Raw genomic sequence first — 26,176 nt, forward strand, 5'->3', positions numbered from 1 at the left:
AGTCCCGTTCTCGAAATGGCTTCGGCGCAGGCCGGGTCCGAGCGGCCGCGGCGGGGCAAGAGCGTCCGCAGCGGGGTGCTCGACCCGAAAATGCTGCTGACCTCGTTGCCGGAGGCGGTGCGCAAGCTCGATCCACGCACGCTGTGGCGCAACCCGGTGATGCTGATCGTCGAACTGGGCGCGGTGTGGTCTACTGTGCTCGCTCTGCTCGACCCGACCTTCTTCGCCTGGGCCGTCGTCGTGTGGCTGTGGCTCACGGTGATCTTCGCGAACCTGGCCGAGGCCGTCGCGGAGGGCCGCGGCAAAGCGCAGGCCGACACACTGCGCAAGGCGAAGACCGACACCGTCGCGCGGCGACTGGTCGAGTGGTCGCCGGGCGCGTGGGTGGCCGAGGAACGGGTCGCCGCTCAGGAACTGCGCCGCGGCGATCACGTCGTGGTCGAAGCCGGACAGGTGATCCCGGGCGACGGCGACGTGGTGGAAGGCATCGCCTCGGTGGACGAGTCGGCGATCACCGGTGAATCCGCGCCGGTCATCCGCGAATCCGGCGGTGACCGCTCGGCGGTGACCGGCGGCACCACCGTGCTGTCGGACCGGATCGTCGTGCGGATCACCCAGGAGCCGGGGCGCAGCTTCATCGACAAGATGATCGCCCTGGTGGAGGGTGCGAGCAGGCAGAAGACCCCGAACGAGATCGCGTTGAACATCCTGCTGGCGGCGCTGACGCTCATCTTCGTCTTCGCGGTGGTCACGCTGCAGCCGATGGCGATCTTCAGCAAGTCGAACAATCCGGGCGTGCCGGACACCGCGGCGCTGGACGCGCACGGCGTCACCGGCATCGTGCTGGTCTCGCTGCTGGTGTGCCTGATTCCGACGACCATCGGCGCCCTGCTGTCGGCGATCGGGATCGCGGGCATGGACCGCTTGGTGCAGCGCAATGTGCTCGCCATGTCCGGCCGTGCCGTCGAGGCCGCCGGGGACGTGAACACTCTGCTACTGGACAAGACCGGCACGATCACGCTCGGCAACCGCCAAGCGGCGGACTTCGTCCCGGTACCCGGCGTGAGCAAGGAGGAGCTGGCCGACGCCGCACAGCTTTCCAGCCTGGCCGACGAGACCCCGGAAGGCCGTTCCATCGTGGTCTACGCCAAACAGGCTCACGGTCTGCGGGAGCGCACGCCCGGTGAGCTGAACCACGCGCGCTGGGTCGAGTTCACCGCGCAGACCCGGATGTCCGGCGTCGACGTCGAGAGCCGCAGGTTGCGCAAGGGCGCGGCGAGTGCCGTCACCGAATGGGTGCGCGCGCAGGGCGGTTCGGTGCCCGGCGAGCTCGGCGCGACCGTCGACGGCATCTCCGCCGCGGGCGGCACGCCGCTGGTCGTCGGCGAGGCCGACGGCGACGGCGCCAGGGTGCTCGGCGTCATCCACCTCAAAGACGTGGTGAAACAGGGCATGCGCGAGCGGTTCGACGAGATGCGCAGCATGGGCATCCGCACGGTGATGATCACCGGCGACAACCCGCTGACCGCGCAAGCGATCGCGGACGAGGCGGGGGTCGACGATTTCCTCGCCGAGGCGACGCCGGAGGACAAGCTGGCGCTGATCAAGCGGGAACAGGAGGGCGGACGCCTGGTCGCGATGACCGGCGACGGCACCAACGACGCGCCCGCGCTGGCGCAGGCCGACGTGGGCGTGGCGATGAACACCGGCACCTCGGCCGCCAAAGAGGCAGGCAACATGGTCGATCTGGATTCCGATCCGACCAAGCTGATCGAGATCGTGGAGATCGGCAAGCAGCTGCTCATCACGCGCGGGGCGCTGACGACGTTCTCCATCGCCAACGACATCGCCAAGTATTTCGCGATCATCCCCGCGCTGTTCGTGACGCTGTTCCCCGGCCTGGACCTGCTCAACGTCATGCGATTGGCCAGCCCGCAGTCGGCCATCCTGTCCGCGGTGATCTTCAACGCCGTCGTCATCGTGGCGCTGATCCCGCTGGCGCTGCGCGGCGTGCGCTACCGGCCGTCGAACGCTTCGAAGTTGCTCAGCCGCAATCTGATCGTCTACGGGCTCGGCGGCATCATCGCGCCGTTCCTCGGCATCAAACTCGTCGACCTCGTGGTCCAGTTCCTCCCCGGGATGTCCTGACATGCGCCTTTCAACCTGGATCCGGCAGCATCTCGCCGCCCTGCGCGCGTTGCTCGCGCTCACGGCGATCACCGGAATCGTCTACCCGCTGGCGGTTTTCGCGGTGGCCCAGTTGCCCGGTCTGCACGAGAAAGCGGACGGGTCGTTGATCGAGGTGAACGGAACGACGGTGGGCTCCGGCCTGATCGGGCAATCGTTCACCGGCCCCGGCGGTGCGGCCTCGGCGCAGTATTTCCAGAGCCGCCCTTCGGCCGCCGGTGACGGCTACGACCCGATGTCCACTTCCGCGAGCAATCTCGGACCCGAGGACATCGTCGACACTCCGGCACGCGCGAGCCTGCTCACCGCGGTCTGCGCTCGCAGCAAGGAGGTCGGCAACCGTGAGGGGATCGACGGCAGCCGCCCGTTCTGCACGAAAGACGGTGTCGGCGCGGTGCTCTCGGTGATCGGACCGCGTGACTCCGACGGGGACGTTTCGCGCCCCGTACGGGTCGTCAGCGTCAACGAGGCGTGTCCGGCACCGCCGTTCGTCGCGGCCTATCGCGGCGTCCGGGTCGACTGCGCCGAACCGGGACAGGATTACTCCATCGGACGCATCGTCCCCATCCGCGGCGACGCGCCCGCCGACCCGGCGGTGCCCGCCGATGCGGTCACCGCGAGCGGGAGCGGGCTCGATCCGAACATTTCGCCGCGGTACGCGGCCATCCAGGTGCCTCGGGTCGCGAAAGCGCGCGGGATCTCCGAGCAGCAGGTGCGCGCCGTAGTGGACGAGCACACCAGCGGCCGGACACTGGGATTCCTCGGCGAGCCGCGGGTCGACGTGCTGCGGTTGAACCTGGACCTGGATCGCCGGTACCCCTACCGCGGTTGACGCGGAGGCGGCCGCGGGCGGTGTCGTTGTGCCGCCCGCGGCCGTCGACGGCGGTCAGTGGCCGCGGGCGATCCAATCGGCGAGGAAGGGCTTCTCCGCGCCGATGGTGGTGGAATCGCCGTGTCCGGTATGGACCGTGGTCTCCTCCGGGAGCGTCAGCAGGCGTTGGCGGATCGACTCGATGATCGTGCCGAAATCGGAGAACGATCGGCCGGTCGCGCCGGGGCCGCCGGCGAACAACGTGTCGCCCGTGAACACGGCCTTCGCGTCGGGCAGATGCAGTGCGACCGAGCCGGGGGAGTGGCCAGGGGTGTGCAGGACGTGGATTTCGGTGTCGGACACGCCGATCCGATCGCCGTGCGCGAGCGGCTGGTATCCCGTGTCGGGATGGGTCATGCGCCACAGCGGTTCGTCGCCGGGGTGCAGCAGGATGGGTGCGTTCAGGCGCTCGGCGAGTTCGGGGGCGACCGTCACGTGATCGTTGTGTCCGTGGGTGCACACGATCGCGCGAACGGCGCGCCCGGCGACCGCCGCGAGAATCGGGCCTGCGTCGTGGGCGGCATCGATGACGACCACCTCGTCGTCGTCGCCGACGAGCCAGATGTTGTTGTCCACCGCCCAGGTGCCGCCGTCGAGGCGGAACTCGCCGGAGGTGACGACGCGGTCGATGCGGATGGTCACCAGACCACCACCGAACGCAGCACGTCGCCCGCGTGCATCTTGGCGAAGGCTTGCTCCACCTGGTCCAGCCCGATGCGTTCGGAGACGAACCGGTCCAGCGGCAGCCGTCCCTGGCGGTAGAGGTCGATCAGGGCGGGGAAGTCACGTTCCGGCAGACAGTCGCCGTACCAGGCGGATTTCAGCGCGCCGCCGCGGGAGAAGAAGTCAAGCAGCGGCATCTCCAGGGTCATCTCCGGGGTCGGCACGCCGACGAGGACCACCGTCCCGGCGAGGTCGCGGCCGTAGAAGGCCTGCTGCCAGGTCTCCGGCCGTCCGACCGCGTCGATGACCACGTCCGCGCCCCAGCCGTCGGTGTACTCCTGGATCTTCTCGACCACGTCCTCGGTGGTCGCATCGATCGTGTGGGTGGCGCCGAAGTCCGTGGCCCAGCGCAGTTTCCTGGCGTCGCGGTCCACCGCGATGACGGCGCGCGCACCCGCGAGCCTGGCTCCGGCGATGGCCGCGTCCCCGACGCCGCCGCAGCCGATCACCGCGACGGTGTCGCCGATCGAGACGTTGCCGGTGTGGATCGCCGAGCCGATGCCCGCCATCACGCCGCAGCCGAGCAGGCCCGCCACCGCAGGGTCGGCTTCCGGATCGACCTTCGTGCACTGGCCTTCGTGCACCAACGTCTTGTCGGCGAACGCGCCGATGCCGAGGGCGGGCGTCAGCTCGGTGCCGTCGGCGAGGGTCATCTTCTTGCTCGCGTTGCGACTGTCGAAGCAGTACCACGGCCTGCCGCGCTTGCAGGCCCGGCACTCACCGCAGACCGCGCGCCAGTTGAGGATCACGTAGTCACCCTCGGTCACATGGGTGACCGCCGCGCCGACGGCTTCCACCACGCCCGCCGCCTCGTGGCCGAGCAGGAACGGGAAATCGTCGGTGATGCCGCCTTCGCGATAGTGCAGGTCGGTGTGGCAGACCCCGCACGCCTGCACCCGCACCACCACGTCGTGCGGGCCCGGATCGGGAATCACCACCTCGACGCTCTCGACCGGTGCGCCTTTGCTGCGGGCCACGATCCCGCGGACGGTTTCCGACACCTGTGCCTCCTGAGCGAGTTCTCGGGACGCGGATCCGGTCGCTCCATGGACCCGCGAGCTGAACACCTGTCCATACAGTTGTTCCCGATCCGAACCCTACCGCCGGATCGCGCGAAGTCCCGAGTTTCGAGCGGGAATCGCCCGTGAGGGTTGACATTCCACTTTGGAGGGTTATGCTGGACTCATATTCCACTATGGAAGATAAACCCGTCGATAGGACCAGGCATGGACATCTCCACCGGCACTCGCGCCTCGAACGCCGAACGCGACGTCGTGGTGCGCCTGCTCGGCAGGCATATGGCGGACGGCCGGATCGATCTGCCCGAGTACGACCAGCGCGTCGCCCAGGTGTACGCCACCACCGATCGCGAAGACCTGCGCGCGGTGCTGTCCGATCTGCCCGAACTGGGCAAGGACGCCGTGGCGCCCGCTTCCGCGCGCCCCCGCATCCCGATCTGGCAGCGCATCGAGGGCAGCACCTGGCTCGCCGTGAGCCTGCTGGTGCTCGTCATCTGGGGCGCGGTCTCGCTGAGCGTCGGCGCGCTGACCTACTTCTGGCCGATCTGGGTGATCGGCCCGTGGGGCGCCGTCCTGGCGTTCCGGATGGTGGCGGGCTTCGAGAACGGCCGGTTCAGCCACCGCGCGAGCTGAGCTCCGACCGTCGGCGCTGTCACCCGTCGCACCGGGCGACAGCGCCGTTGTCGTGTCCTACCACCCGCGCCGCGCGGACTCGTGCGGGGGAAGCGAGGGTTCCCGCCGTGACCGCTGATCGCCGCGGTGACGGCGGCCGGGTGGTTGGTCGTCGGCCCGGTCTCGGTCGGACGGCACCGGACGGTCGCGGTATGCCGCATCGGGCCGCTCTCTTCGGCCGGTCCCTGGCTCGCGGTCCGCGGGCCTGCGTCCGGTCTGCTCGCTCCCTCGCGGATGACGGACCTCCGCGTCGTCGTAGTCGTCCCGAGGTCCGGCGCGGTGCGATGCGTCGGGCTCATCGGGACGCCGACGTCTCGGCGGGTCGAGACGGCCGGGTGCAGAACGCGGAGGCGGATTCGCCCCACCGCCGCGCGGGAGCCGGTCGCCTCGCCGAGCGGGTTCGGATTCCTCGCGGCGGCGGCGTCGTGCTGCCGCGGGCGGGCTGTAGTCGCCGGCCGGAGGGTTCGTTCGTGCTGTCGGCCAGGAGTTCGCGGTGCGTGTCGGTCGATCGGCATCGGTGCGCCGGGACGAGGTCGGTGGCTCGGCGGCTCCGCGACGGGTGGACCGGCTCTCGCCGCGCGCCTCCTGCGGCGGCTTCCGGCGGGATCTGCTCGCACGGGGCGGCTGCGGCGGACGACCCGGCTGGAGGACGGGAAGCTCCCGGGTGATCTGCGTGGCGCTGACGCCTTTCTCCTGATAAGTGGCGGCGATGTCGTGCGCGCGCAACCACGCGCCCGGATCGTGGCGGGCGACGGCGTCCAGCCACGGAAGGGTGTCCTCGAGCAGATCGAGCAGATCGCCGGGGCCGTCGCCGAGCGCGGCCCGGATGGCGGGGAAGGCTTCCGTGGGGAAGGTCCACTTCCATTCGGACCGAGCTTCCGCGTGTCTGCGGCCGTGCAGGACGAGGTCGCCGGAGCGGGAGATCTTGGCCCGCACCGTCCGGACGCCGGACTCGATGACGAGTTCGCCCGTTTCGGTGCGGGTGATCTGCTCGGTCTGGTCGTCATCGTCGAGTTCGGGGGCACCGATCTCGTCGTCGGGGTCGACGCGGCGCATCCATTTCGTGACCGCGCCCAGCGGGAGCAGCGGCTGTCGGTCCGCAATGTGGGCGCGGGTGATCCGCAATGTCCGCGCAATCCCGGCGACGAGATCCGCCCGGCCCGGGGATTCCGCGGCGTCGGGCAGGTCGTCGTCCTCCCAGTGGTCTGGGGGCGCCGACCGGGGGCCGATGCCGGTGCGCCCGGGTCGCTCGCTCCTGCCGTACGCCGGTTCGGCGGATCGCCCGGCTCGGCCGGGAAAATTCCCAGGACTGGGAGTTTCGTCCTCGTCGGCGTCGTCCCCCGGCGGGTCCGCGTCCTGCTCCGGTCCCCGCAGTTTGATCTCGAACCACGCCGCGCCAAGGGCGGCCGCGGCGAAAGCCGCCGCGACCGCCACCTCCATCCGCACATCGCTCAGCAGCGCGCTCTTGCTGCGTTCACAGGCGTGCAGGAACACCAGGCTGCCGAGGACGAGCCCCGCGATCCGGGCAAGGCGGAACCGGGTACTTGTCCCTGGTGAGGGGGCAGACATCGTGGTGCGCTCCCGAACGTTCCGCTGACGAATCAGAGGGATCGTAAGGGGCCGGAGGATGTGGCGTCAGTGCCAGTTCGAGACCGGGCATGGGCGGCGGGCTGACGGAAGAGACGCGTGCCGGTGGCAGAGCGGGCGTTCCCGCATCCCGGTGCGCCGGCGGAGTCGGTCGCGTCGCGGCCGCCGACCCGATGCGACCGGCGCCGCCGTCGCCGTCCCGGCAAACCCGGGGCATATCGAAATGCGCGCGAACCAGCGGCGAGTCGATAACCTACGGATATCGCCGAACCACCACTCGGCCGCGCACGCCGTCGGGCCCCGGAAGCTCCCGGTACGCGACGGATACCATGACAGGTCGCCGGATGCGCTGCCCCGACGCGGAACGCCGACCGGGCAGAACACGGAAAGGTCGTCGAACTTGCACCTGAAGAGCCTGACGTTGAAGGGCTTCAAATCCTTCGCGTCCGCGACGACGCTGCGCTTGGAACCGGGCATCACGTGTGTGGTCGGTCCCAACGGCTCGGGCAAATCGAACGTCGTCGACGCGCTCACCTGGGTGATGGGCGAGCAGGGCGCCAAGGCGTTGCGCGGCGGCAAGATGCAGGACGTGATCTTCGCGGGCACGGCGGGCCGCGCGCCGCTCGGCCGTGCCGAGGTCACGCTGACCATCGACAATTCCGACGGCGCGCTGCCGATCGACTACGCCGAGGTGTCCATCACCAGGCGCATGTTCCGCGACGGCGCGGGCGAGTACGAGATCAACGGCAACTCCTGCCGCCTGATGGACGTGCAGGAACTGCTCAGCGACTCCGGCATCGGCCGCGAGATGCACGTCATCGTGGGTCAGGGCCAGCTGTCGGCCATCCTGGAATCGCGCCCTGAGGACCGCCGCGCGTTCGTCGAGGAAGCCGCCGGTGTGCTCAAGCACCGCAAACGCAAGGAGAAGGCGGTCCGCAAGCTCGAGGCCATGCAGGCCAACCTGGCTCGGCTGACCGACCTCACCACCGAACTGCGCCGCCAGCTCAAACCGCTGGGCAGGCAGGCGGAGGTGGCGCGCAGGGCGCAGACCGTGCAGGCCGACCTGCGCGACGCCCGGCTGCGGCTGGCCGCCGACGACCTGGTCACCCGGCGCGAAGAGCTGGCCAGCCAGCAGAGCAAGGAAGCGTACGCGCGCGAACAGCAGATCACCGTGCAGTCCGAGCTGGACGCCGCGAACGCGGCGCTGGCGCAGCAGGAATTCCAGCTGTCGCGGCTGACGCCGAGCGCGGAGGCCGCCGCGCAGCTGTGGTTCCAGCTGTCCGCGCTCGCCGAGCGGGTCAACGCGACCATCCGCATCGCGGGCGACCGGGCGCGGCACCTGGACGCGGCGGCTCCGGTCAGCACCGGCCGCGACCCCGAGCAACTCGAGGCCGAGGCCGACCGGGTCGAGGCCGAGGAGGCCGAGCTGCGCGAAGCGGTGGAGATCGCCACGGAGACGCTGGAGGCGGCCCGCGACCAGCTGGCCGAACGCGAACACGCCGCCAAGGCCGCCGAGCAGGCGCACTTGGCCGCGGTGCGGGCGATCGCCGACCGGCGCGAGGGAGTGGCCCGGTTGTCCGGCAAGGTGGACACCCTGCGGGCCAGGGCGCAGTCGGTGGACGCGGAGATCGCGCGGCTGTCGGTCGCGATCGCCGACGCCCGCCATCGCGGTGAGGCCGCGCAAGCCGAATTCGATACGGTGCAAGCCGAACTCGCCGAACTCGACGCGGGCGAGGCCGGTCTCGACGCTCAGCACGAGCACGCGGCGCAGGCGCTGGAACTGGCCGATCAGCGGGTCACCGAACTGCGCGAACAGGACCGGGACGCGAGCAAGCGCGTCGCGTCGCTCAGCGCGCGCATCGAGGCGCTCGGCATGAACCTGGCCCGCCGGGACGGTGTGGCCTGGCTGGTGGAGCACCGCGAGCAGGGATTGCTCGGCCCGCTCTCGGCGCTGCTGCGCGTGCACGGCGGCTTCGAGGCGGCGGTCGCCGCCGCGCTGGGCCCGCTGGCCGACGCCGTCGCCGCCGACACCGGCGAGTCCGCGCACGCCGCGATCCAGGCGCTCAAGGACGCCGACGCGGGCCGCGCCGCCGTCGTCTTCGGCGCCGAGCGTGCCGATCGGCCGCGGCCGGACGCGCTGCCCGACGGCGCCCGCTGGCTGTTCGACGTGGTCGAATGCCCCGACTCGGTGCGCGGCGCGATCGCGGCGCTCACCGCGGGGATCGCGGTGGCCGACGATCTGCCCGCCGCCCGCGCGCTGGTCGCGGCGCGGCCCGAACTGCGCGTGGTCACCCGCGACGGCGACCTCACCGGAAACGGCTGGCTGCTCGGCGGTTCCGATCGCGCGCCCAGTCAGCTGGAGATCCAGGCCGACATCGACGCCGCCGAGGCGGAGTTGGTCGCGGCGCAGCGGCGCGCCGAGGAACTCGAGGCCGCGCTGTCCGGCGCGCTCGAGGAGCAGGCCGATCGCAAGGACGCCGTCGACCAGGCGCTGCTCGCCCTGCACGAATCCGATCAGGCGCTGGTCGCGATCTACGAGCGGCTGGGCAGGCTCGGTCAGACCGCCCGCACCGCGCACGCGGAGAGCGAACGGCTGGTCGGCCAGCGCGACGACGCGGAGGCGAGCCGGGAGGAGGCGCTGGCCGCGCTGGCCGAGCTGGAGGATCGCCTGCGCCACGCGGAATTGGAGCAGTCCGAGGCGGACGCCGACGGCGCGGGCGCGGCGGGCACCGAATCCGCGGGCCGCGCGCGCGAGGAGGCCGCCGCCGCGCTGGCCGAGGCGCGCGCCATGGAGGTCGAGGCGAGGCTCGCCGTGCGTACCGCCGAGGAGCGCGCGGAATCCGTTCGCGGCAAGGCCGATTCGCTGCGCCGCGCCGCCCGTGCCGAGCGGGAGAACCGCGCCCGCGCCGAACGCGCGCGAGCCGCGCGCAGGCAGGCGGCCGAACTCGCCGCCGCGGTGGCCGAATCCGGTGCGAAGATCGCCGCCGAACTCGAGCGGGTGGTGGCCGAGGCCGGCGCCCGCCGCGACGAGCTGGTGCGCAAACGCTCGGAGTGCGCCGCGCAGGTCGAACAGGTCAAGGAGCGGGTGCGCGCGCTCACCGCGCAACTGTCCCAGCTCACCGACGCGGTGCATCGGGACGAGGTGGCCAAAGCCCAAGCGGCGCTGCGCATCGAGCAGCTGGAGGCGACCATCGCCGAGCAGTTCGGTATCGCGCTGGACGATCTGATCGCCGAGTACGGCCCGCACGTGCCGCTGCCGCCGTCGGCGCTGGAGATGCAGGAGTACGAGCAGGCCAAGGAGCGCGGCGAGCAGGTCAGCGAACCCGCCCCGATGCCGTACGACCGGCAGACCCAGGAGCGTCGCGCCAAGCGCGCCGAGAAGGATCTCGCCACCCTGGGCAAGGTGAATCCACTCGCGCTGGAGGAATTCGCGGCGCTGGAGGAGCGGTACAACTTCCTGGCCACGCAGCTCGAGGACGTCAAGAGCGCGCGCAAGGATCTGCTCGACGTGGTCGCCGAGGTCGATGCCCGCATCCTGCAGGTGTTCACCGAGGCGTACGCCGACGTGGAGCGCGAGTTCGTCGAGGTGTTCGCGAAACTGTTCCCCGGCGGCGAGGGCAGGCTGCTGCTCACCGACCCCTCGGACATGCTCACCACCGGCATCGAGGTGGAGGCCCGTCCGCCGGGCAAGAAGGTCAAGCGCCTGTCGCTGCTGTCCGGCGGGGAGAAGTCGCTGACCGCCGTCGCGTTGCTGGTGGCCATCTTCCGCGCCAGGCCGTCGCCGTTCTACGTGATGGACGAGGTCGAGGCCGCGCTGGACGACACCAACCTGCGCCGTCTGATCGGCCTGTTCGAGCAGTTGCGGGAGAAGAGCCAGCTGATCGTCATCACCCACCAGAAGCCGACGATGGAGATCGCCGACGCGCTCTACGGCGTCAGCATGCGCGGCGACGGCATCACCCAGGTGATCTCTCAGCGGTTGCGCGGGGAGAACCTGGCCCCGGTCGGCGCCGCGGGCTGACCCGCCGCGCGGTCAGCTCCGGCGTGCGGGCAGGGTGACGGTGCCGGAGTCCAGGTCGACCAGTGGGTCGTCACCGGAGATCCGATCGTCGACCTTGGCGATCGCCACCCATTCCTTGCGCTCGTGGATGTGCTTGCGCGAGGGGCCGAATATCTCGTCGACCTCCGCGCCGACCGGATCGCGCCGGGCGCGGCCGGATCGTCTGCGCATGCCTTCCACCGTGCCGAGCGTACGCCTCGCCGCTCGACAACCCCGGTGAGCAGGGCCTGCGCCCAGTGGCACCGGCACCGGCACCGGTCCGCCCCGCTTCTCGGTGCGGCCTTTTCACCACGCGGCCGCGGACGAGACGATCGCCCCCCCATCGGGAAGCTCGGGTCCCGCGTGGTTCGGCCGCGACGCTCCGTCTCTCGGCGGCTACGGCCTCGGTGGGGGACCCCTCAGCTCCGGGGCCGCCGGCGACAGCGAGTCGTCTCATGTGATCCGGCTCGTACGCGACGCCACGGTGCGACGGGATCCCCGAACCGCGAATCGACCCCGATCACCCAGTCTTATCGGAGCTTTCGTGGTCGAGCAGCGCTTTGATCTGCGCCGCACCGGTTTCGGCGAGCCAGGCGTCGAATGTCCGCAGCCCGGGATGGATTGCGCGGATCTCGTCGACGTCGGCGCTCCAGCCGCCGGTGTGGCGCATGAGCCGCCACGTATTGCCGATCTCCGCGCCGATCGCGTCCGCCTCGGCTTCGCCGACTTCGTGGTAGCTGACTCGATGACCGGTGGCCGCGCTGATCGCCGCCGCGGCCACGGGCGGGACGAGCACGTCACCTGCGAGTTCGAGGACGCGGCCGTGGAAGCGATCCGGGTCGGCGAACGCCAGACCGGCGATGTCGCCGATGTCCGCGACGGCGATCACCTTCATCGGCCCCTCAGCCGGGAACAGGTGCCGGTGCACGCCGTCTTTGATGCCGTCGACGGGTGACGTGCGCAGCAGGTAGTTCTCCATGAAGCGCACCGGGCGCAGCAGGGTGTATTGCAGACCGCTGGCGATGATCGCGTCTTCGATGCGCTTCTTACCCGTCGCGCCCCACGAGGTGCTGTCGCCCATCGAGGCGATGCCGGTGAACACGATCTGCCGCACCCCGGCCGCACGTGCGGCCTCGACGATCGCTTCGCCGCGCGCGGCCTCCAAGTCGACGTCCCAGCCTTCCGGACCGTAGGCGGCGGGCGGGACCAGGAACAGGCCGCTGACACCGGCCAGCGCCGCGGGCAAGGTCTCGGGGGCGTCGAAGTCGCCGACGACGAGTTCCGCGCCCGCCGCGGCCGGTTCCTGCGCGGCGTGCGCGTGCGCGTCGCGGACGAGCGCGCGCACCGCCCTGCCGTCGGCCAGCAGTCGCCGGGCGGTCGTGCCGCCCTGCTTGCCGGTGGCCCCGGTGACCAGGATGAGGTTGTGCTGAGGGGACATGCTCCGCCTTCTCTGCTCGGTAGAATCGGGTTGGTTGACCCGGATCCGGACGATACGGGTCGCGCCACCGATCGACCAGGCTGCTTATCGGAAGGCCGTAACGAAATGACCGCATCGCTCGCTCCGGGCGGGATGTCGCGATCCGATGCCCGCCGCAATCGCGCCCTCGTGCTGGCGGCCGCGCAGCGCGCCTTCGCCGAACAGGGCGCCTCCGTGTCACTGGTCGAGGTCGCCCGCAGGGCTGGTGTCGGCGCGGGCACCGTCTACCGGCACTTCCCCACGAAAAGCGCACTGCTGGAAGCGGTTATGCAACAGCGCATCGACCGGTTGGCGAAGCTGGCCGCCGACCATCTCGCCGCACCCGATCCCGGCGCCGCCTTCTTCGACTTCTGCACCGCGGTGATCGCCACGACCCCGGACAACCAGGCGCTGTGCGACCTCGTTCAGTCCGACGACGGTTGGCCGCGCGCGCTGGTACAGAGCGCGGGGGTGCGATTCCACGGTGCGGTGGCGGCTCTGCTCGCCGCGGCCAAGCGGGAGGGGGCGGTCCGGGCCGACATCGAACTCGACGACGTGCTCGCCATCTTCACCGGATGCGTTGCGATCCAACGGCTCCGTAAGGCCAGTGGCGGCCTCGACCGTACCGCCGCGATCGTGCTGGACGCGCTGCGCGCGGGGCCGGTCGGACCGGTGGTGACGAAACGGGAGGGCGACACCGAAGACCGTAACGAAACTGGGGAGCGTAACGAAAGCGAAGCGGATCGCTGCCCGGTGTGCCGGGCGGCGGTGCCCCGGGCCGGGACGGGTCGCAGGGCCAGATACTGCTCGGCCGCGTGCCGTCAGAAGGCGCATCGCCGACGGGTCGCGGCGGCACGCTGAGTCCGAATGGTGCATTTGTGCCATCGGGTGCTCGGCTGCGCCACGGACCGATCGGACCCCGGCTCGTGATCCCCGGGTGAGCCGGTGATCCGCGGGGCGCTCGCCGCCGGTTGGAAGGGGTTACCGGTTGCTCAGAGCAGGTCGCTGACGTCGTCGGGCACGTCGACGGCGTACTTGCGCAGAATGTCCATCGAGATCACTTCCAGGGCGTTCTCGTGTGTGGCGGCCAGCACCACGGGCGCGGCGACGCCGTCCTCGTGCGCGTGCAGCCATCGCACGGCGACCACGCACCACCGGTCCCCCGGCTGCAAACCGGGAAAATTGTTCTCCGGGCGGGGTGTGCTCAAATCGTTTCCGATGGAAGCCTGATGCTCCAGGAATTCTGCCGTGACAACGGTGCAGACGGTGTGGCTGCCCAGATCCTCCGGCCCGGTACTGCAGCAGCCGTCCCGGTAGAAGCCGGTGAGAGGATCGGTGCCGCACTCTTCCAGCGGCCCCCCAAGCACGTTTCGATCGGTCACGTCGCCGATCCTATTGTCCCTTCGCGAGAAGTTCCGCAGGACAAGAAATCTGGAGGGCTGTGTCGGTGCCCGCTCGCACCGGCCCACGGCCCGGTACCTGCGATGTTCGCCGACTTCGCGCCGTCGGCCCCGGCGCGCGACTCGCGCGCCGGGTGCGGCTCGGGGCCGATCCCGTGACGACCGGTCTGCAAGGATGGTCCGCGTGAGTCCCGAAGTCTGGATCCTGATCGCCGCGGTCGCCGCACTGCTGCTCGTCGTGCTCGTCGCCGGATTCGTCCGGTACAAGCGCGGCCGCGTGTCGCTGACGCCGCCCACGCAGGACAAGGAGCTGACCGACCGGTCCGGTGGCTACACCGCGTCCGGCGGATTCTCCTTCAGCCGGGGTGGCACGGCGACCGAACCGCAACCGGTCGAGCGCACCGACACCGAAGGACAGCCGCACGTCGGCGATGACGCCGCGATACCGCGCGACGCGCCCAAACGCGGCATCACGAACGTTCCCTTGCCGGATGCCGACGTCACCGAGGCGGCCCCCGCGCCGGAAGTCGTCGAGCCGGCCACCGAAGCGGAGGCCGGGCCGGAGACGGTGCCGCAGGACAGCGACGCGGTGGAGGCCCCGGAGGCCCCGGCTCAGGACACGACCGCCGAGCCGGTCACCGGCACCACGGGCCCGGACACCGGCGTCACCACCGAGATCGTCGCGCCCGACACGCCCGCTGGCGTCGAGGCGCCCGCCGCGCTGGAGGAGATCGAGCCCACCGCGGGCCGCCTGGTCCGGCTGCGCGGACGGCTGTCGCGCTCGCAGAACGCGGTCGGCAAGAGCCTGCTCGGCCTGCTCGGCGGCGGCGACCTGGACGACGACTCGTGGGAAGAGGTGGAGGACACCCTCGTGCTCGCCGACCTCGGCACCGCGAGCACCACGGCCGTCGTCTCCCGGCTGCGTGCGGAGATGGCGGCGCGCAGCGTGCGGACCACCGACGAGGCGCGTGCCGTGCTGCGCGACGTGCTGATCGAGCAGCTGCGCCCGGAGCTGGACCGCTCGGTGCGCGCGCTGCCGCACCCCGATCACCCGTCCATCCTGCTCGTGGTGGGCGTGAACGGCACCGGCAAGACCACCACCACCGGCAAGCTCGCCCGGGTGCTCGTGGCCGACGGCCGCCGGGTGCTGCTCGGCGCGGCCGACACCTTCCGCGCCGCGGCGGCGGACCAGTTGCAGACCTGGGGCGAGCGGGTCGGCGCCGATACCGTCCGCGGTCGTGAGGGCGCCGACCCGGCCGCGGTCGCCTTCGACGCGGTGGCCGCGGGCGTCGAGCGCGGGGTGGACGCGGTGCTGATCGACACGGCAGGGCGGTTGCACACCAAGACGGGCCTGATGGACGAGCTGGGCAAGGTCAAGCGCGTGGTGGAGAAGAAGGCCGCCGTCGACGAGGTCCTGCTCGTGCTGGACGCGACCGTCGGACAGAACGGACTCACCCAGGCCAGGGTGTTCGCCGAAGTGGTCGACATCACCGGCGTGGTGCTGACCAAGCTGGACGGGACGGCCAAGGGCGGCATCGTCTTCCAGGTCCAGCACGAACTGGGCGTGCCGGTGAAGCTGGTCGGGCTCGGCGAGGGCGCCGACGACCTGGCTCCGTTCGAGCCCGCCGCGTTCGTGGACGCACTGCTGGGCTAGAGCCGTCCCGATCCCGAGTCCGGCCCGAAGAGGTTGCCGCGGGCGGCGTTCTGCCCACCGGCTGCGCCGCGTGCGCTCCTGGGTCGACGCCGCCCGCGGTGCGAGGGCGGTCACACCCCGGAAGTTTGCCGACTCATCCTGTGCGGTAACGAATGTCCGATTCACGAAAAGCGTGCTCACAGCGCCGCGAACACCGCGGTGTAGGTGACGAAACGTAGTGGCAACACGGCTGTGCCATCCGTTCACGTAGGTGAAACACGGCAGCTCTACGGATGAAACACCGAGTTAGGACCCTTCTGTTCAGGTCCATTTGCCGGAATCGGCTGGGCCCGAGATGAGGAGGACATTAAAGTGGCTTTTCCACTTACCGGTGCACCGGATACCGGTGACACCGCATGGATGCTGGCGAGCTCGGCGCTGGTGTTGCTGATGACGCCGGGCCTGGCTTTCTTCTACGGCGGCATGGTCCGGTCGAAGAACGTGCTCAACATGATCATGATGAGCATCAGCGCCATGGGCTTGGTCGGCGTCCTGTGGTCGCTGTACGGATACTCGACGGCCTTCGGCGACAACACCTTCGGCCTGATCGGTGATCCGACGCAGTTCTTCGGCCTCAAGGGCCTGATCGGCGGCAACTCCGTCGCCGAGGTCAAGGACGCGGCGGGCTCGGTCACCACCGAAGCGGTGAACATCCCGCTCGCCGGCACGATTCCGGCGACCGTCTTCGTCGCCTTCCAGCTGATGTTCGCCATCATCACGGTTGCCCTCATCTCGGGTGCGGTCGCCGACCGCTTGAAGTTCGGCGCGTGGCTGCTGTTCGCAGGCATCTGGTCCACGGTGGTCTACTTCCCGGTCGCGCACTGGGTGTTCGATTTCGACGTCAAGGACGCCGACGGCAACGTCGTGCACGAGGGCGGCTGGATCGCCAACAAACTGCTCGCGGTCGACTTCGCCGGTGGCACGGCGGTGCACATCAACGCCGGTGCGGCCGGTCTGGCCCTGGTGCTGGTGCTCGGCAAGCGCAAGGGCTGGCCGACCACCCCGTTCCGCCCGCACAACCTGCCGTTCGTCATGCTCGGCGCGGGTCTGCTGTGGTTCGGCTGGTTCGGTTTCAACGCCGGTTCCGCGGTGACCTCCGGCGGCCTCGCCGGTTCGACCTTCGTCACCACCACCATCGCCACCTGCGCCGCGATGCTGGCCTGGCTGCTGGTGGAGAAGATCCGCGACGGCAAGCCCACCTCGCTGGGCGCGGCCTCGGGCATCGTGGCGGGTCTGGTCGCCATCACCCCGTCGTGTTCCTCGGTGAACGTGCTCGGCGCGCTCGCCATCGGCGTCGTCGCGGGCGCGCTGTGCGCCCTCGCGGTCGGCCTGAAGTTCAGGTTCGGCTTCGACGACTCGCTCGACGTGGTCGGCGTGCATCTGGTCGGCGGCATCGTCGGCACCCTGATGGTCGGTTTCGTCGCGGCGCCCGAGGCGGGTGCGGCCAAGACCGGTCTGCTCTACGGCGGCGGATTCGATCAGCTGTGGCGACAGGCGGTGGGCGCCGGTGTGGTGCTTGCCTTCTCCTTCGTCGCGACCCTGATCATTGCCTATATCGTGAAGTTCACCATTGGGCTGCGCGTGAGCGAGGAAGCGGAGTCGGTCGGCTTGGACGAGTCCGAGCACGCGGAAACCGCCTACGACTTCGCCGCTCTGGGTAGCACGGCACGTTCGGCCGTCAAGGAGGCATGACGAACATGAAACTGATCACCGCAATCGTCAAACCGTTCACGCTCGAGGACGTCAAGTCCGGTCTCGAGCAGGCGGGTGTGTTGGGCATGACCGTCAGCGAGGTCCAAGGGTACGGCCGGCAGAAGGGCCACACCGAGGTGTACCGCGGCGCGGAGTACTCCGTCGATTTCGTGCCGAAGGTCCGTGTCGAGGTCGTCGTGGACGACGCCTCCGTCGACAAGGTCGTGGAGGTGATCGTGGAGGCCTCCCGCACCGGCAAGATCGGCGACGGCAAGGTCTGGGTCACCCCGGTGGAATCGATCATCCGGGTGCGCACCGGCGAACGCGGCACCGACGCGCTGTAGCGGAAAATCGAGTCGAGCGGCGGCCCCGCTCCCACCGGAGCTCCCGGTCGGGGCGGGGCCGCGCGCATGAATGGGCGGTGGGTTGTGGCAAGTCAGTACGAGCACGACGGTGACCGGAAGGTCACCGGACAAGGCGGCGGCAAGGTGTCCAACGGAGCGGCCGACCTGGTCCGCGCGCGAACCCAACTGCTCGACGGCGGCCAGCCGCGCAATCCACGGCTGGACGCCCAGTCGCTGCGCCAGGCGCTGGTCGACCTCTACGAACTCTGGCTCACCGGCAAGGGCGCCGAACTGGGCATCGCACCCGACAGCGGCCTGGCCGTGGTGGCCGTCGGCGGCCTCGGGCGCGGCGAGATGCTGCCGTACTCCGATCTTGATCTGGTGCTGCTGCACGACGACGTCGACCCGGCCCGGGTGGCCGAGGTCGCCGACCAGCTCTGGTATCCGCTGTGGGACGCGCACATCAAACTCGACCACAGTGTGCGCACCGTTCCGCAGGCGTTGCGGGTGGCCGCGGACGATCTGATCGCCGCGCTCGGCATGTTGGAGGCCAGGCACATCGTCGGCGACCAGGAACTGAGCAATCTGCTGATCGGCGGGGTGCGCCGGGAGTGGCGCACCGGCATCCGTTCCCGCTTCGACGAGCTCATCGCCCAAGCCCAGGCCAGATGGGAGCGCAACGGCGAGATCGCCCACCGCGCCGAGCCCGACCTGAAGAACGGGCGTGGCGGCCTGCGCGACATCCAGCTGCTGGACGCGCTGGCCATCGCCCAGCTCACCGACGCGATGCCCGGCCTCGGACCGGACGTGCCCGGCGGCGGATTGAAGCAGGCGCACCGGCGGCTGCTGGACGTGCGCACCGAACTGCACCGCGTGGCAGGCCGCGCCCGCGACCAGCTGCGCGCCCAGGACGCTGACGAGATCGGCGCGGCCCTGCGCATCGGCGACCGGTTCGACCTGGCGCGCACCCTGAGCGATTCGGCCCGGACGGTCAGCTACTCCGTGGACGTCGGGCTGCGCACCGCGGCCAACGCCCTGCCCCGGCGCGGGTTGGCGCGCCTGCGCCGGATGCCGGTGCGCAGGCCGCTGGACGAAGGCGTTGTCGAGCACGCGGGCGAGGTCGTGCTGGCGCGAGACGCCCGCCCCCAGCGCGACCCTGGACTGATCCTGCGCGTCGCGGCGGCGTCGGCGCAGACCGGCCTGCCGATGTCGGCCACCACGCTCAACCGGCTCTCCGAGGACGCCCCCGAGCTACGCGAGCCGTGGCCCAAGGACGCCCTCAACGACTTGCTGGTGCTGCTGGGCGCGGGCCGCGGCACGATCGACGCGATCGAAGCGCTCGACCGGACGGGACTATGGGGCAGGCTGCTGCCGGAGTGGGGCGCGGTGCGCGATCTGCCGCCGCGCGATGTCCAGCACATCTGGACCGTCGACCGCCACCTCATGGAGACCGTCGCCTACGCGGGCGGTCTGAGCACCAGGGTGGCCAGGCCCGACCTGCTCGCCCTCGGCGCGCTGCTGCACGACATCGGCAAGGGCCGCGCGGGCGACCACAGCGTGGTCGGCGCGGAACTGGCCACCCACATCGGCCGCCGCCTCGGTCTGTGGCCGTCGGACGTGCGCACGCTCAGCGCGGTCGTGCGCCACCACCTGCTGCTGCCGGAAACCGCGACCCGGCGCGATCTGTCCGATCCGGAGACGGTGCGTTCGGTCGTCGACGCGCTCGACGGCGATCCGCAACTGCTGGAACTGCTGCACACGCTGGCGGAGGCGGACTCACAGGCCACCGGTCCCGGCGTGTGGGGCGACTGGAAGGCGTCGCTGATCGGCGAACTCGTCCGGCGCTGTCGGTTGGTCATGGCGGGTGACCAGCTGCCGACCCCGGAGCCGATCGCACCGGAACTGGTCGAGAAGGCCAGGGCGGGCGGTGTGCACGTCGACCTGAAGCCCGGCGAGAGCAAACACACCTATGTCGTCACGGTCATCGCGCCCGACAGCTCCGGACTGCTGTCCGACGCCGCCGGTGTGCTCGCGCTGCATTCGCTGCGCGTGCTGTCGGCCGCGCTCGGTGTCGAAGGCTCCTCCGCGGTGGACACCTTCGTCGTCGCCCCCAAATTCGGCGACCCGCCCGACCCGGGGCTGCTGCGCCAGGAATTGATCCGGGCCACGGCCGGTGACCTGGACGTGCCCGCGGCGCTGGCCAAACGTGAGCGCGAGGCGGACACCATCGGCCGCAGCCGGTACGCGCGGGCCCAGCCGCGAGTGATCTGGTCGGACACCTCGACGCCGGGACAGGCCATCCTCGAACTGCGTGCCGAGGACCGGGTCGGCCTGCTCAGCAGGCTGGCCGCGGAGCTGGCAGGCTGCGGAGCCGACGTCCGCTGGGCCAAGGTGGTGACGATGGGGTCGGCGGTGGTCGACAGCTTCTGCCTCGATCTGGGGACCGAGGACGGCCCCGCGCGCAGGGAAGCGATCGGGAAAGCGATTCTCGCGGTGGTTCCCAGAACTGCGCCGAAACCTCCAGCAGACGGTGCTTCGGATTCGGAAAATCAGGATTAGCAGCACTTTTATCCGGTGATAATTCTGTTGCGCAATATTTGCTGCATCCCGACTCTCGGCTCGCGACCGCCCCATACGATCTAGGGCGTCCGGCTGTCGCGAGCACGAGGGGAGCAGGTCGATGGCAATTGAGGTCGTTTCGGCGTCCACGATGACGAGTGACGAGACCACCCACATGGCGCGCTGTGTCGGCGGCGACCGGTGGGTGGTCTCCTGGCTTCCCGGTCGCACCCTGACCGGGCGGCAGGCGGTGACCGCGATGACGATCGCCTCCACGGTCGCCTGCTCGCCCATCCCGAGCACGGCGGAGTGGGCCCTGCTCGACGGACTGGCCCTGGAGCTGGGCCTGACCGCCAACGAGGCGGTCTTCATGGTGGCCGAGGAGAACCACGACTACCGCAAAACGGCCAGGCCGCGCCGTCGCGTGCTCGACTAGCGAGCCCCGCCGCGCCGGGAAGGACGCACCGCCTGCGCGAACACGCGGGCGATCCCATTACCCTGGGAGAGAATGTGACGTCCCCCGAGATCAGGAGCGCGATCGGTGTTCGAATCCCTGTCCGACCGGCTTACCGGTGCCCTCAAGGATCTGCGCGGTAAGGGGCGTCTGTCACCGGCCGACATCGACGCCACCTGTCGCGAGATCCGCTTGGCCCTGCTCGAGGCCGACGTCGCGCTGCCCGTGGTGCGCGGATTCATCGGGCGGATCAAGGAGCGCGCCAAGGGCGCCGAGGTCTCCGCCGCGCTGAACCCGGCCCAGCAGGTCGTGAAGATCGTCAACGAGGAGCTCATCGGCATCCTCGGCGGCGAGACCAGGCGGCTGAACCTGGCCAAGAATCCGCCGACGGTGGTCATGCTGGCCGGTCTGCAAGGTTCCGGTAAGACCACCCTCGCGGGCAAGCTGGCGAAACTGCTGAAGGGGCAGGGGCATCAGCCGCTGCTGGTGGCATGCGACCTGCAGCGTCCCGGCGCGGTCACCCAGCTGCAAGTCGTCGGCGAGCGCGCGGGCGTGCCCGTCTACGCGCCGCACCCCGGCACCTCGGTCGGTGGCGGTGAGAACCCGCTCGGCATCTCCGCCGCCGATCCGGTGAACGTGGCCCGCGGCGGTGTGGAAGAGGCGCGCCAGAAGCAGTACGACGTCGTCATCGTCGACACCGCGGGCCGTCTCGGCATCGACGAGGAACTCATGCGCCAGGCCGCGGGCATCCGCGACGCCGTGCAGCCCGACGAGACCCTGTTCGTGCTCGACGCCATGATCGGCCAGGATGCGGTGAACACCGCCGAGGCGTTCCGTGACGGCGTCGGCTTCACCGGCGTGGTGCTCACCAAGCTCGACGGCGACGCCCGCGGCGGTGCGGCGCTGAGCGTCCGCGAGGTCACCGGCGTGCCGATCCTGTTCGCCTCGACCGGTGAGAAGCTCGAGGACTTCGACGTCTTCCACCCCGATCGCATGGCCAGCCGCATCCTCGGCATGGGCGACGTGCTCACGCTGATCGAGCAGGCCGAGCAGGTCTACGACGCCAAGCAGGCCGAGGAGGCCGCCCGCAAGATCGGCAGCGGCGAGCTCACCCTCGAGGACTTCCTCGACCAGATGCTGGCCATCCGCAAGATGGGCCCGATCGGCAATCTGCTGGGCATGCTGCCTGGCGCGGGCCAGATGAAGGACGTGCTCGCGCAGGTCGACGACAAGCAGCTCGACCGCGTGCAGGCGATCATCCGCGGCATGACCCCGGCCGAACGGGCGAATCCCAAGATCATCAACGCCTCCCGCCGCCTGCGCATCGCCAACGGCTCCGGCGTCCAGGTCTCCGAGGTCAACCAGCTCGTCGACCGCTTCTTCGAGGCGAAGAAGATGATGGCGATGATGGGCCGCCAGATGGGGCTGCCCGGCGCTCGCCGCGGCAACGCCAAGAAGGGCAAGAAAGGCAAGAAGGGCGGTCGGGGCCCGACGCCGCCGAAGGTGCGCGGCGGTTTCCCGGGGATGGGCGGCATGCCCGGCCTGCCCGCCGGGATGCCAGACCTGTCCGACATGCCGGCCGGTCTGGACCAGCTGCCGCCCGGCCTCGAAGGCTTCGATCTCAGCAAGCTGAAGTTCCCCAAGAAGTAGGACGCTCGCGCCGCCCGCGCTGTTCGTGGGCGGCGCTGCGCTCTGCTTCGCGGCTCGGTCGTGCGGCGAGGCCGAGCGGCCTGCTGGACGGGCTTCGCGGCCGTTCCCCGCTCGGATGACCGATCGGAGAAGCGGACAGTAGGTTGGAGGCCGCCGACGAGTTCCAGGAGGTTGCCGTGCATCTACGCGGTGTGGTTCTGCCCGAAGGCGAGATGCGCGACCTCTGGGTACGCGACGGCCTGGTGTCGTTCGATCCGGTGCCCGGAGCCGAAACACTATGCGGCGCAGGGTGGATCGTGCCGGGATTGGTCGACGCCCACTGCCACGTCGGGATCCGGTACGGCGGCGGCCATGAGGACCGAGCGGGTGCCGTCGCGCAGGCCGAGACCGAACGCGACGCGGGCGCCCTGCTGCTGCGCGACGCGGGCTCGCCCATCGACACCCGGTTCATCGACGACCACGAGGAATTGCCTCGGATCATCCGCGCCGGCCGCCACATCGCCCGCCCGAAGCGCTACATCCGCGAACTGGGCATCGAACTGGACGACGAACGCGACCTCCCGGAGATCGTCGCCGAGCAGGCCAGCCTGGGCGACGGCTGGGTGAAGATCGTCGGCGACTGGATCGACCGCTCCGTGGGCGACCTGCGCCCGCTGTGGAGCGACGCGATCTTGAAACAGGCCATCGACGCCGCGCACGCCAACGGCGCACGGGTCACCGCGCACGTCTTCGGCGAGGACGCGCTACCCGGCCTCATCGACGCGGGCATCGACTGCCTGGAGCACGGCACCGGTCTCACCGACGAGACCATCGAGATGATGGTCGAGCACGGCACCGCGCTGGTCCCCACCCTGATCAATATCGACACCTTCCCCGGCATCGCCGACAGCGCGGGCAAATTCCCCGTCTACGCGGCGCACATGCGCGATCTGCACCGTCGGGTGCGCGGCACGGTCGCCGCCGCGCACGAGGCGGGCGTGCCGATCTTCGCGGGCACGGACGCCGGCGGCTCCATCCGGCACGGGCGCATCGCCGACGAGATCTCCGCGCTCGCCGCCGCGGGCCTGTCCGGCCACGACGCACTCGGCGCGGCGTCCTGGCAGGCTCGCTCCTGGCTCGGGCGGCCCGGCATCGAGGACGGCGCTCCCGCCGATCTCGTTGTCTACGAGGAGGATCCGCGCACCCACCCCGAGACGCTCAGCACACCGTACGCCGTCGTCCTGCGCGGACGCGTGTACGGCGGGCACGGTCCGGTCACCGGCCATCGATAACGCGTCACCGCGGCTCACCCGCGCGTATACGGAAGCGGCGTAAGGTCGGATTTCGTGACAATTCGCCTCGGATATCAGATGCCCAACTTCAGCTACGGCAAGTCGGTGCGTGAGCTGTTCCCCACGGTGATCGCGCAGGCCAGAGAGGCCGAAGCCGCCGGTTTCGATACGGCCTTCGTCATGGACCACTTCTATCAGCTGCCCGGCATCGGCACGCCCGACGAGCCGATGCTCGAGGCCTACACCGCCCTCGGCGGCCTGGCCACCGCGACGCAGCGAATCCAGTTGTCGGCGTTGGTCACCGGCAACACCTACCGCAATCCGGCGATGCTCGCCAAGACGGTCACCACGCTGGACGTGGTCAGCGGTGGCCGCGCCGTGCTCGGCATCGGCGCGGGCTGGTTCGAACTCGAGCACCGGTCGCTCGGCTTCGAGTTCGGGACCTTCACCGACCGCTTCGAGCGGCTCGACGAGGCGCTGCACATCATCCAGCCGATGCTGCGCGGCGAGCGGCCCACCTTCGAGGGCAAGTGGTACCGGGTCGAGAACGCGATGAACGAGCCGCGCGTGCGCGATGATCTGCCGATCCTGCTCGGCGGCAGCGGTGAGAAGAAGACCTTCGGCCTTGCCGCCCGCTTCGCCGACCATCTCAACATCATCTGCAACGCCTCCGAGCTGCCGCGCAAACTCGAGGCGCTGCGGGCGCGGTGTGCCGAGGTCGGCCGGGATCCGCAGACCCTGGAGACCAGCTACCTGTGCTTCGTCATGATGGACGAAGACGGTGACCTGGTGCGCAAGCAGCAGCGGGATTACCTGAGCCGCATGGGTATCGACCTGTCGGAGCTGTCGGACGCCGAGCGTGCGCAGAGTCCGGCCGACCGCCAGTTCGTCGGCACGCCCGACGAGGTTGCCGAGCAGCTGCGGACCCGCGTTCTCGACCACGGCGTCGACGGGCTGATCATCAACATGGTGTTCAACGGGCACGAACCGGGCGCGGTCGAGCTGGCCGGACGCACCTTTGCTCCGCTGGTGCGCTGACGAGCGAGAACCGGGCTCGAATGCGGTTGGCGCTGGTTATGATCGGGCGATGATAGCCCCTCCGTGGCGCGCGTCGTACGGTGTCGACGCGCCGTCGGTGTTGTTGTTGCTGGGAGTTCTCGCGGTTGGGTATCTCGCCGCAGCTCTGGTGGTGGCGCTGTTCCAGCAATTGCGTCCGAGCCTGCTGCTCCTGCTGATCGGCGTCGTGCTGGCCACGCAGTTCGGGTTGTTCCTGCACGCGACCCGCCGGGGCAAGTTCCGGGTCTGGGCGCGCCTGCTCGACGACCTCGAACTGCGTGGCGACGAACACCTGCTCGACATGGGCTGCGGCCGCGGGGCGGTGCTGCTGGCCGCCGCGCGCCGCTTGCCCGCCGGGCGGGCGGTGGGCCTGGATCTGTGGTGCTCGGCCGACCACTGCGGGAACACCCCCGCTACCGCGGAGCGGAACGCGCTGGCGGAGAACGTCGCCGATCGGATCGAATTGCGCACCGGCGACATGACCGACATGCCGTTCCCCGACGGCGTGTTCGACGTCGTCGTCTCCAGCTTGGCGATCCACGACATCAAGACCGCCGAGGGCCGGGCCTCCGCGGTCAGGGAGGCATGCCGGGTGCTGCGTCCCGGCGGCAAACTGGTCATCGTCGATATCGGCAACACCAGGCAGTACCGCGCCGTCCTGGCGGCGAACGGCGCGACCGGTCTGATCCACCGGCCGGTGGGGTGGCGGATGTGGTGGGGCGGCCCCTGGGTGCCCACCCGCGCGCTCATCGCGACCGCACCGGGATAGTCCGAGGCGCGCCGATCGTCATGGGCGAGCCGGACGCGATTTCTGGCGTGATCGCCTCGTCTGGCACAATGGACCACCGTCCTTCCGGACAAGTGTCAGCCCGTCTCCGGTTCCGTACCGCGCGGCGGTCACACACTCGAAAGCGCAAAACCGGGCTCGCAGACCATGCGGGTCGCCGAATTGCGTCGTGACCAACCAACGAAAGGCAGATCAGCAGTGGCTGTTCGCATCAAGCTCACCCGTCTGGGCAAGATCCGCAACCCGCAGTACCGCGTCGTCGTCGCGGACGCCCGCACCCGCAGGGACGGCCGGGCCATCGAGTCCATCGGCAAGTACCACCCGAAGGAAGAGCCCTCGCTGATCGAGATCGACTCCGAGCGCGCGCAGTACTGGCTGGGTGTCGGCGCGCAGCCGACCGAGCCGGTCCTCCAGCTGCTGAAGATCACCGGCGACTGGCAGAAGTTCAAGGGCATCGAGGGCGCCGAGGGCACCCTCAAGGTCAAGCCGGCCAAGCCGTCGAAGCTGGACCTGTTCAACGCCGCGCTGGCCGCCGCCGACAACGAGCCGGTCGCCGAGGCGGTCACCCCCAAGAAGAAGAGCAAGAAGGACGCCGAAGAGGGCGCCGAGGCCGGGGCCGCCGAGTAATGAACGGGCGATACCCGTCCATCGGATACCCGTCGCGGGCCGTTCGTAGACCGGCCCCAACGACGGGTGAGTCGCGTCGCGAGGTGATG

21 protein-coding genes are annotated in these 26,176 nt (G+C 70.2%); 15 read left to right on the top strand and 6 right to left on the bottom strand.

What is annotated here, in order from left to right:
• Positions 1-15 precede the first annotated feature (15 nt).
• Entirely contained in the window at positions 16-2,148 is a 2,133-nt protein-coding gene (kdpB, locus tag ACWDMM_RS13425; RefSeq protein ID WP_449937658.1) for a potassium-transporting ATPase subunit KdpB, read from the top strand.
• A 1-nt stretch (position 2,149) separates the two neighbouring features.
• Positions 2,150-3,019 (top strand): potassium-transporting ATPase subunit C, encoded by an 870-nt coding sequence (locus tag ACWDMM_RS13430; RefSeq protein ID WP_449937527.1) that lies wholly within the window; start codon positions 2,150-2,152, stop codon positions 3,017-3,019.
• A gap of 54 nt (positions 3,020-3,073) precedes the next feature.
• Here ACWDMM_RS13430 and ACWDMM_RS13435 read toward each other — a convergent pair whose 3' ends face one another.
• Together ACWDMM_RS13435 and ACWDMM_RS13440 are read right to left on the bottom strand one after the other, a co-directional pair.
• Positions 3,074-3,703 (bottom strand): MBL fold metallo-hydrolase, encoded by a 630-nt coding sequence (locus ACWDMM_RS13435; protein ID WP_449937661.1) that lies wholly within the window; start codon positions 3,701-3,703, stop codon positions 3,074-3,076.
• Entirely contained in the window at positions 3,697-4,782 is a 1,086-nt protein-coding gene (locus ACWDMM_RS13440; protein WP_195078698.1) for an S-(hydroxymethyl)mycothiol dehydrogenase, read from the bottom strand. Before ACWDMM_RS13440 ends, ACWDMM_RS13435 begins: the two co-directional genes overlap by 7 nt.
• A gap of 225 nt (positions 4,783-5,007) precedes the next feature.
• On the opposite strand from ACWDMM_RS13440, the gene ACWDMM_RS13445 reads away from it, so the two are divergent.
• Positions 5,008-5,433 carry a DUF1707 SHOCT-like domain-containing protein gene (locus ACWDMM_RS13445; protein WP_195078699.1) on the top strand — a complete coding sequence of 142 codons (426 nt, stop codon included), beginning with the start codon at positions 5,008-5,010 and terminating at the stop codon, positions 5,431-5,433.
• A 57-nt stretch (positions 5,434-5,490) separates the two neighbouring features.
• On the opposite strand, the gene ACWDMM_RS13450 is transcribed toward ACWDMM_RS13445, so the two are convergent.
• Positions 5,491-7,041 (bottom strand): hypothetical protein, encoded by a 1,551-nt coding sequence (locus ACWDMM_RS13450; RefSeq protein ID WP_449937530.1) that lies wholly within the window; start codon positions 7,039-7,041, stop codon positions 5,491-5,493.
• 418 nt (positions 7,042-7,459) lie between these two features.
• On the opposite strand from ACWDMM_RS13450, the gene smc reads away from it, so the two are divergent.
• Positions 7,460-11,080 (top strand): chromosome segregation protein SMC, encoded by a 3,621-nt coding sequence (gene smc, locus ACWDMM_RS13455; protein WP_449937533.1) that lies wholly within the window; start codon positions 7,460-7,462, stop codon positions 11,078-11,080.
• 12 nt (positions 11,081-11,092) lie between these two features.
• Here the strand turns inward: smc and ACWDMM_RS13460 are convergent, their stop codons facing one another.
• Both ACWDMM_RS13460 and ACWDMM_RS13465 read right to left on the bottom strand, forming a co-directional pair.
• Positions 11,093-11,290 carry a hypothetical protein gene (locus ACWDMM_RS13460; protein WP_195078702.1) on the bottom strand — a complete coding sequence of 66 codons (198 nt, stop codon included), beginning with the start codon at positions 11,288-11,290 and terminating at the stop codon, positions 11,093-11,095.
• Positions 11,291-11,618: 328 nt separating this feature from the next.
• A complete protein-coding gene (locus ACWDMM_RS13465) occupies positions 11,619-12,536 on the bottom strand; it encodes an NmrA family NAD(P)-binding protein (RefSeq protein WP_449937535.1) in 918 nt (305 codons plus the stop codon).
• A gap of 30 nt (positions 12,537-12,566) precedes the next feature.
• On the opposite strand from ACWDMM_RS13465, the gene ACWDMM_RS13470 reads away from it, so the two are divergent.
• The gene (locus ACWDMM_RS13470) at positions 12,567-13,415 is read left to right on the top strand and encodes a TetR/AcrR family transcriptional regulator (protein WP_449937537.1); all 849 of its coding nucleotides are present in this window, start codon (positions 12,567-12,569) and stop codon (positions 13,413-13,415) included.
• Positions 13,416-13,546: 131 nt separating this feature from the next.
• Here the strand turns inward: ACWDMM_RS13470 and ACWDMM_RS13475 are convergent, their stop codons facing one another.
• The gene (locus ACWDMM_RS13475) at positions 13,547-13,936 is read right to left on the bottom strand and encodes a DUF2237 family protein (RefSeq protein ID WP_019048221.1); all 390 of its coding nucleotides are present in this window, start codon (positions 13,934-13,936) and stop codon (positions 13,547-13,549) included.
• 193 nt (positions 13,937-14,129) lie between these two features.
• Here ACWDMM_RS13475 and ftsY point away from each other — a divergent pair, with 193 nt between their 5' ends.
• The 10 genes from ftsY to rpsP all read left to right on the top strand — a co-directional run bounded on the left by ftsY (position 14,130) and on the right by rpsP (position 26,087).
• Complete coding sequence (gene ftsY / locus ACWDMM_RS13480) at positions 14,130-15,608, top strand: signal recognition particle-docking protein FtsY (RefSeq protein ID WP_449937539.1); 1,479 nt, start codon at positions 14,130-14,132, stop codon at positions 15,606-15,608.
• Between the two features lie 351 nt (positions 15,609-15,959).
• The gene (locus tag ACWDMM_RS13485) at positions 15,960-17,339 is read left to right on the top strand and encodes an ammonium transporter (RefSeq protein ID WP_323124210.1); all 1,380 of its coding nucleotides are present in this window, start codon (positions 15,960-15,962) and stop codon (positions 17,337-17,339) included.
• A gap of 5 nt (positions 17,340-17,344) precedes the next feature.
• Positions 17,345-17,683, top strand: a complete 339-nt coding sequence (locus ACWDMM_RS13490) for a P-II family nitrogen regulator (RefSeq protein ID WP_040868325.1) — start codon at positions 17,345-17,347, stop codon at positions 17,681-17,683.
• A 144-nt stretch (positions 17,684-17,827) separates the two neighbouring features.
• Positions 17,828-20,242 (top strand): [protein-PII] uridylyltransferase, encoded by a 2,415-nt coding sequence (locus tag ACWDMM_RS13495; protein WP_195078928.1) that lies wholly within the window; start codon positions 17,828-17,830, stop codon positions 20,240-20,242.
• A gap of 121 nt (positions 20,243-20,363) precedes the next feature.
• Complete coding sequence (locus ACWDMM_RS13500) at positions 20,364-20,678, top strand: hypothetical protein (protein ID WP_067808803.1); 315 nt, start codon at positions 20,364-20,366, stop codon at positions 20,676-20,678.
• 105 nt (positions 20,679-20,783) lie between these two features.
• Positions 20,784-22,346, top strand: a complete 1,563-nt coding sequence (gene ffh / locus ACWDMM_RS13505) for a signal recognition particle protein (protein WP_195078705.1) — start codon at positions 20,784-20,786, stop codon at positions 22,344-22,346.
• Between the two features lie 212 nt (positions 22,347-22,558).
• Positions 22,559-23,617 carry an amidohydrolase family protein gene (locus ACWDMM_RS13510; RefSeq protein WP_195078929.1) on the top strand — a complete coding sequence of 353 codons (1,059 nt, stop codon included), beginning with the start codon at positions 22,559-22,561 and terminating at the stop codon, positions 23,615-23,617.
• A gap of 54 nt (positions 23,618-23,671) precedes the next feature.
• Positions 23,672-24,655, top strand: coding sequence for an LLM class F420-dependent oxidoreductase (locus ACWDMM_RS13515; RefSeq protein ID WP_195078706.1), 984 nt, complete (start codon positions 23,672-23,674; stop codon positions 24,653-24,655).
• Positions 24,656-24,704: 49 nt separating this feature from the next.
• Positions 24,705-25,442: a class I SAM-dependent methyltransferase gene (locus ACWDMM_RS13520; protein ID WP_195078707.1), complete on the top strand. Its 738-nt coding sequence runs from the start codon at positions 24,705-24,707 to the stop codon at positions 25,440-25,442.
• 216 nt (positions 25,443-25,658) lie between these two features.
• Positions 25,659-26,087, top strand: coding sequence for a 30S ribosomal protein S16 (gene rpsP / locus ACWDMM_RS13525; protein ID WP_357107675.1), 429 nt, complete (start codon positions 25,659-25,661; stop codon positions 26,085-26,087).
• Positions 26,088-26,176: the final 89 nt, after the last annotated feature.

Source organism: Nocardia sp. NPDC003726 (assembly GCF_053586955.1).

Excerpts from the sequence above, each read along its gene's own strand:
- ACWDMM_RS13445 (WP_195078699.1), top strand. The coding sequence starts at position 5,008 with ATGGACATCTCCACCGGCACTCGCGCCTCGAACGCCGAACGCGACGTC.
- ACWDMM_RS13490 (WP_040868325.1), top strand. The coding sequence starts at position 17,345 with ATGAAACTGATCACCGCAATCGTCAAACCGTTCACGCTCGAGGACGTC.
- ACWDMM_RS13500 (WP_067808803.1), top strand. The coding sequence starts at position 20,364 with ATGGCAATTGAGGTCGTTTCGGCGTCCACGATGACGAGTGACGAGACC.
- ACWDMM_RS13510 (WP_195078929.1), top strand. The coding sequence starts at position 22,559 with ATGCGCGACCTCTGGGTACGCGACGGCCTGGTGTCGTTCGATCCGGTG.
- ACWDMM_RS13460 (WP_195078702.1), bottom strand. The coding sequence starts at position 11,290 with ATGCGCAGACGATCCGGCCGCGCCCGGCGCGATCCGGTCGGCGCGGAG.
- ACWDMM_RS13520 (WP_195078707.1), top strand. The coding sequence starts at position 24,705 with ATGATAGCCCCTCCGTGGCGCGCGTCGTACGGTGTCGACGCGCCGTCG.
- ACWDMM_RS13430 (WP_449937527.1), top strand. The coding sequence starts at position 2,150 with ATGCGCCTTTCAACCTGGATCCGGCAGCATCTCGCCGCCCTGCGCGCG.
- ACWDMM_RS13450 (WP_449937530.1), bottom strand. The coding sequence starts at position 7,041 with ATGTCTGCCCCCTCACCAGGGACAAGTACCCGGTTCCGCCTTGCCCGG.
- ftsY (WP_449937539.1), top strand. The coding sequence starts at position 14,130 with ATGGTCCGCGTGAGTCCCGAAGTCTGGATCCTGATCGCCGCGGTCGCC.
- kdpB (WP_449937658.1), top strand. The coding sequence starts at position 16 with ATGGCTTCGGCGCAGGCCGGGTCCGAGCGGCCGCGGCGGGGCAAGAGC.
- ACWDMM_RS13465 (WP_449937535.1), bottom strand. The coding sequence starts at position 12,536 with ATGTCCCCTCAGCACAACCTCATCCTGGTCACCGGGGCCACCGGCAAG.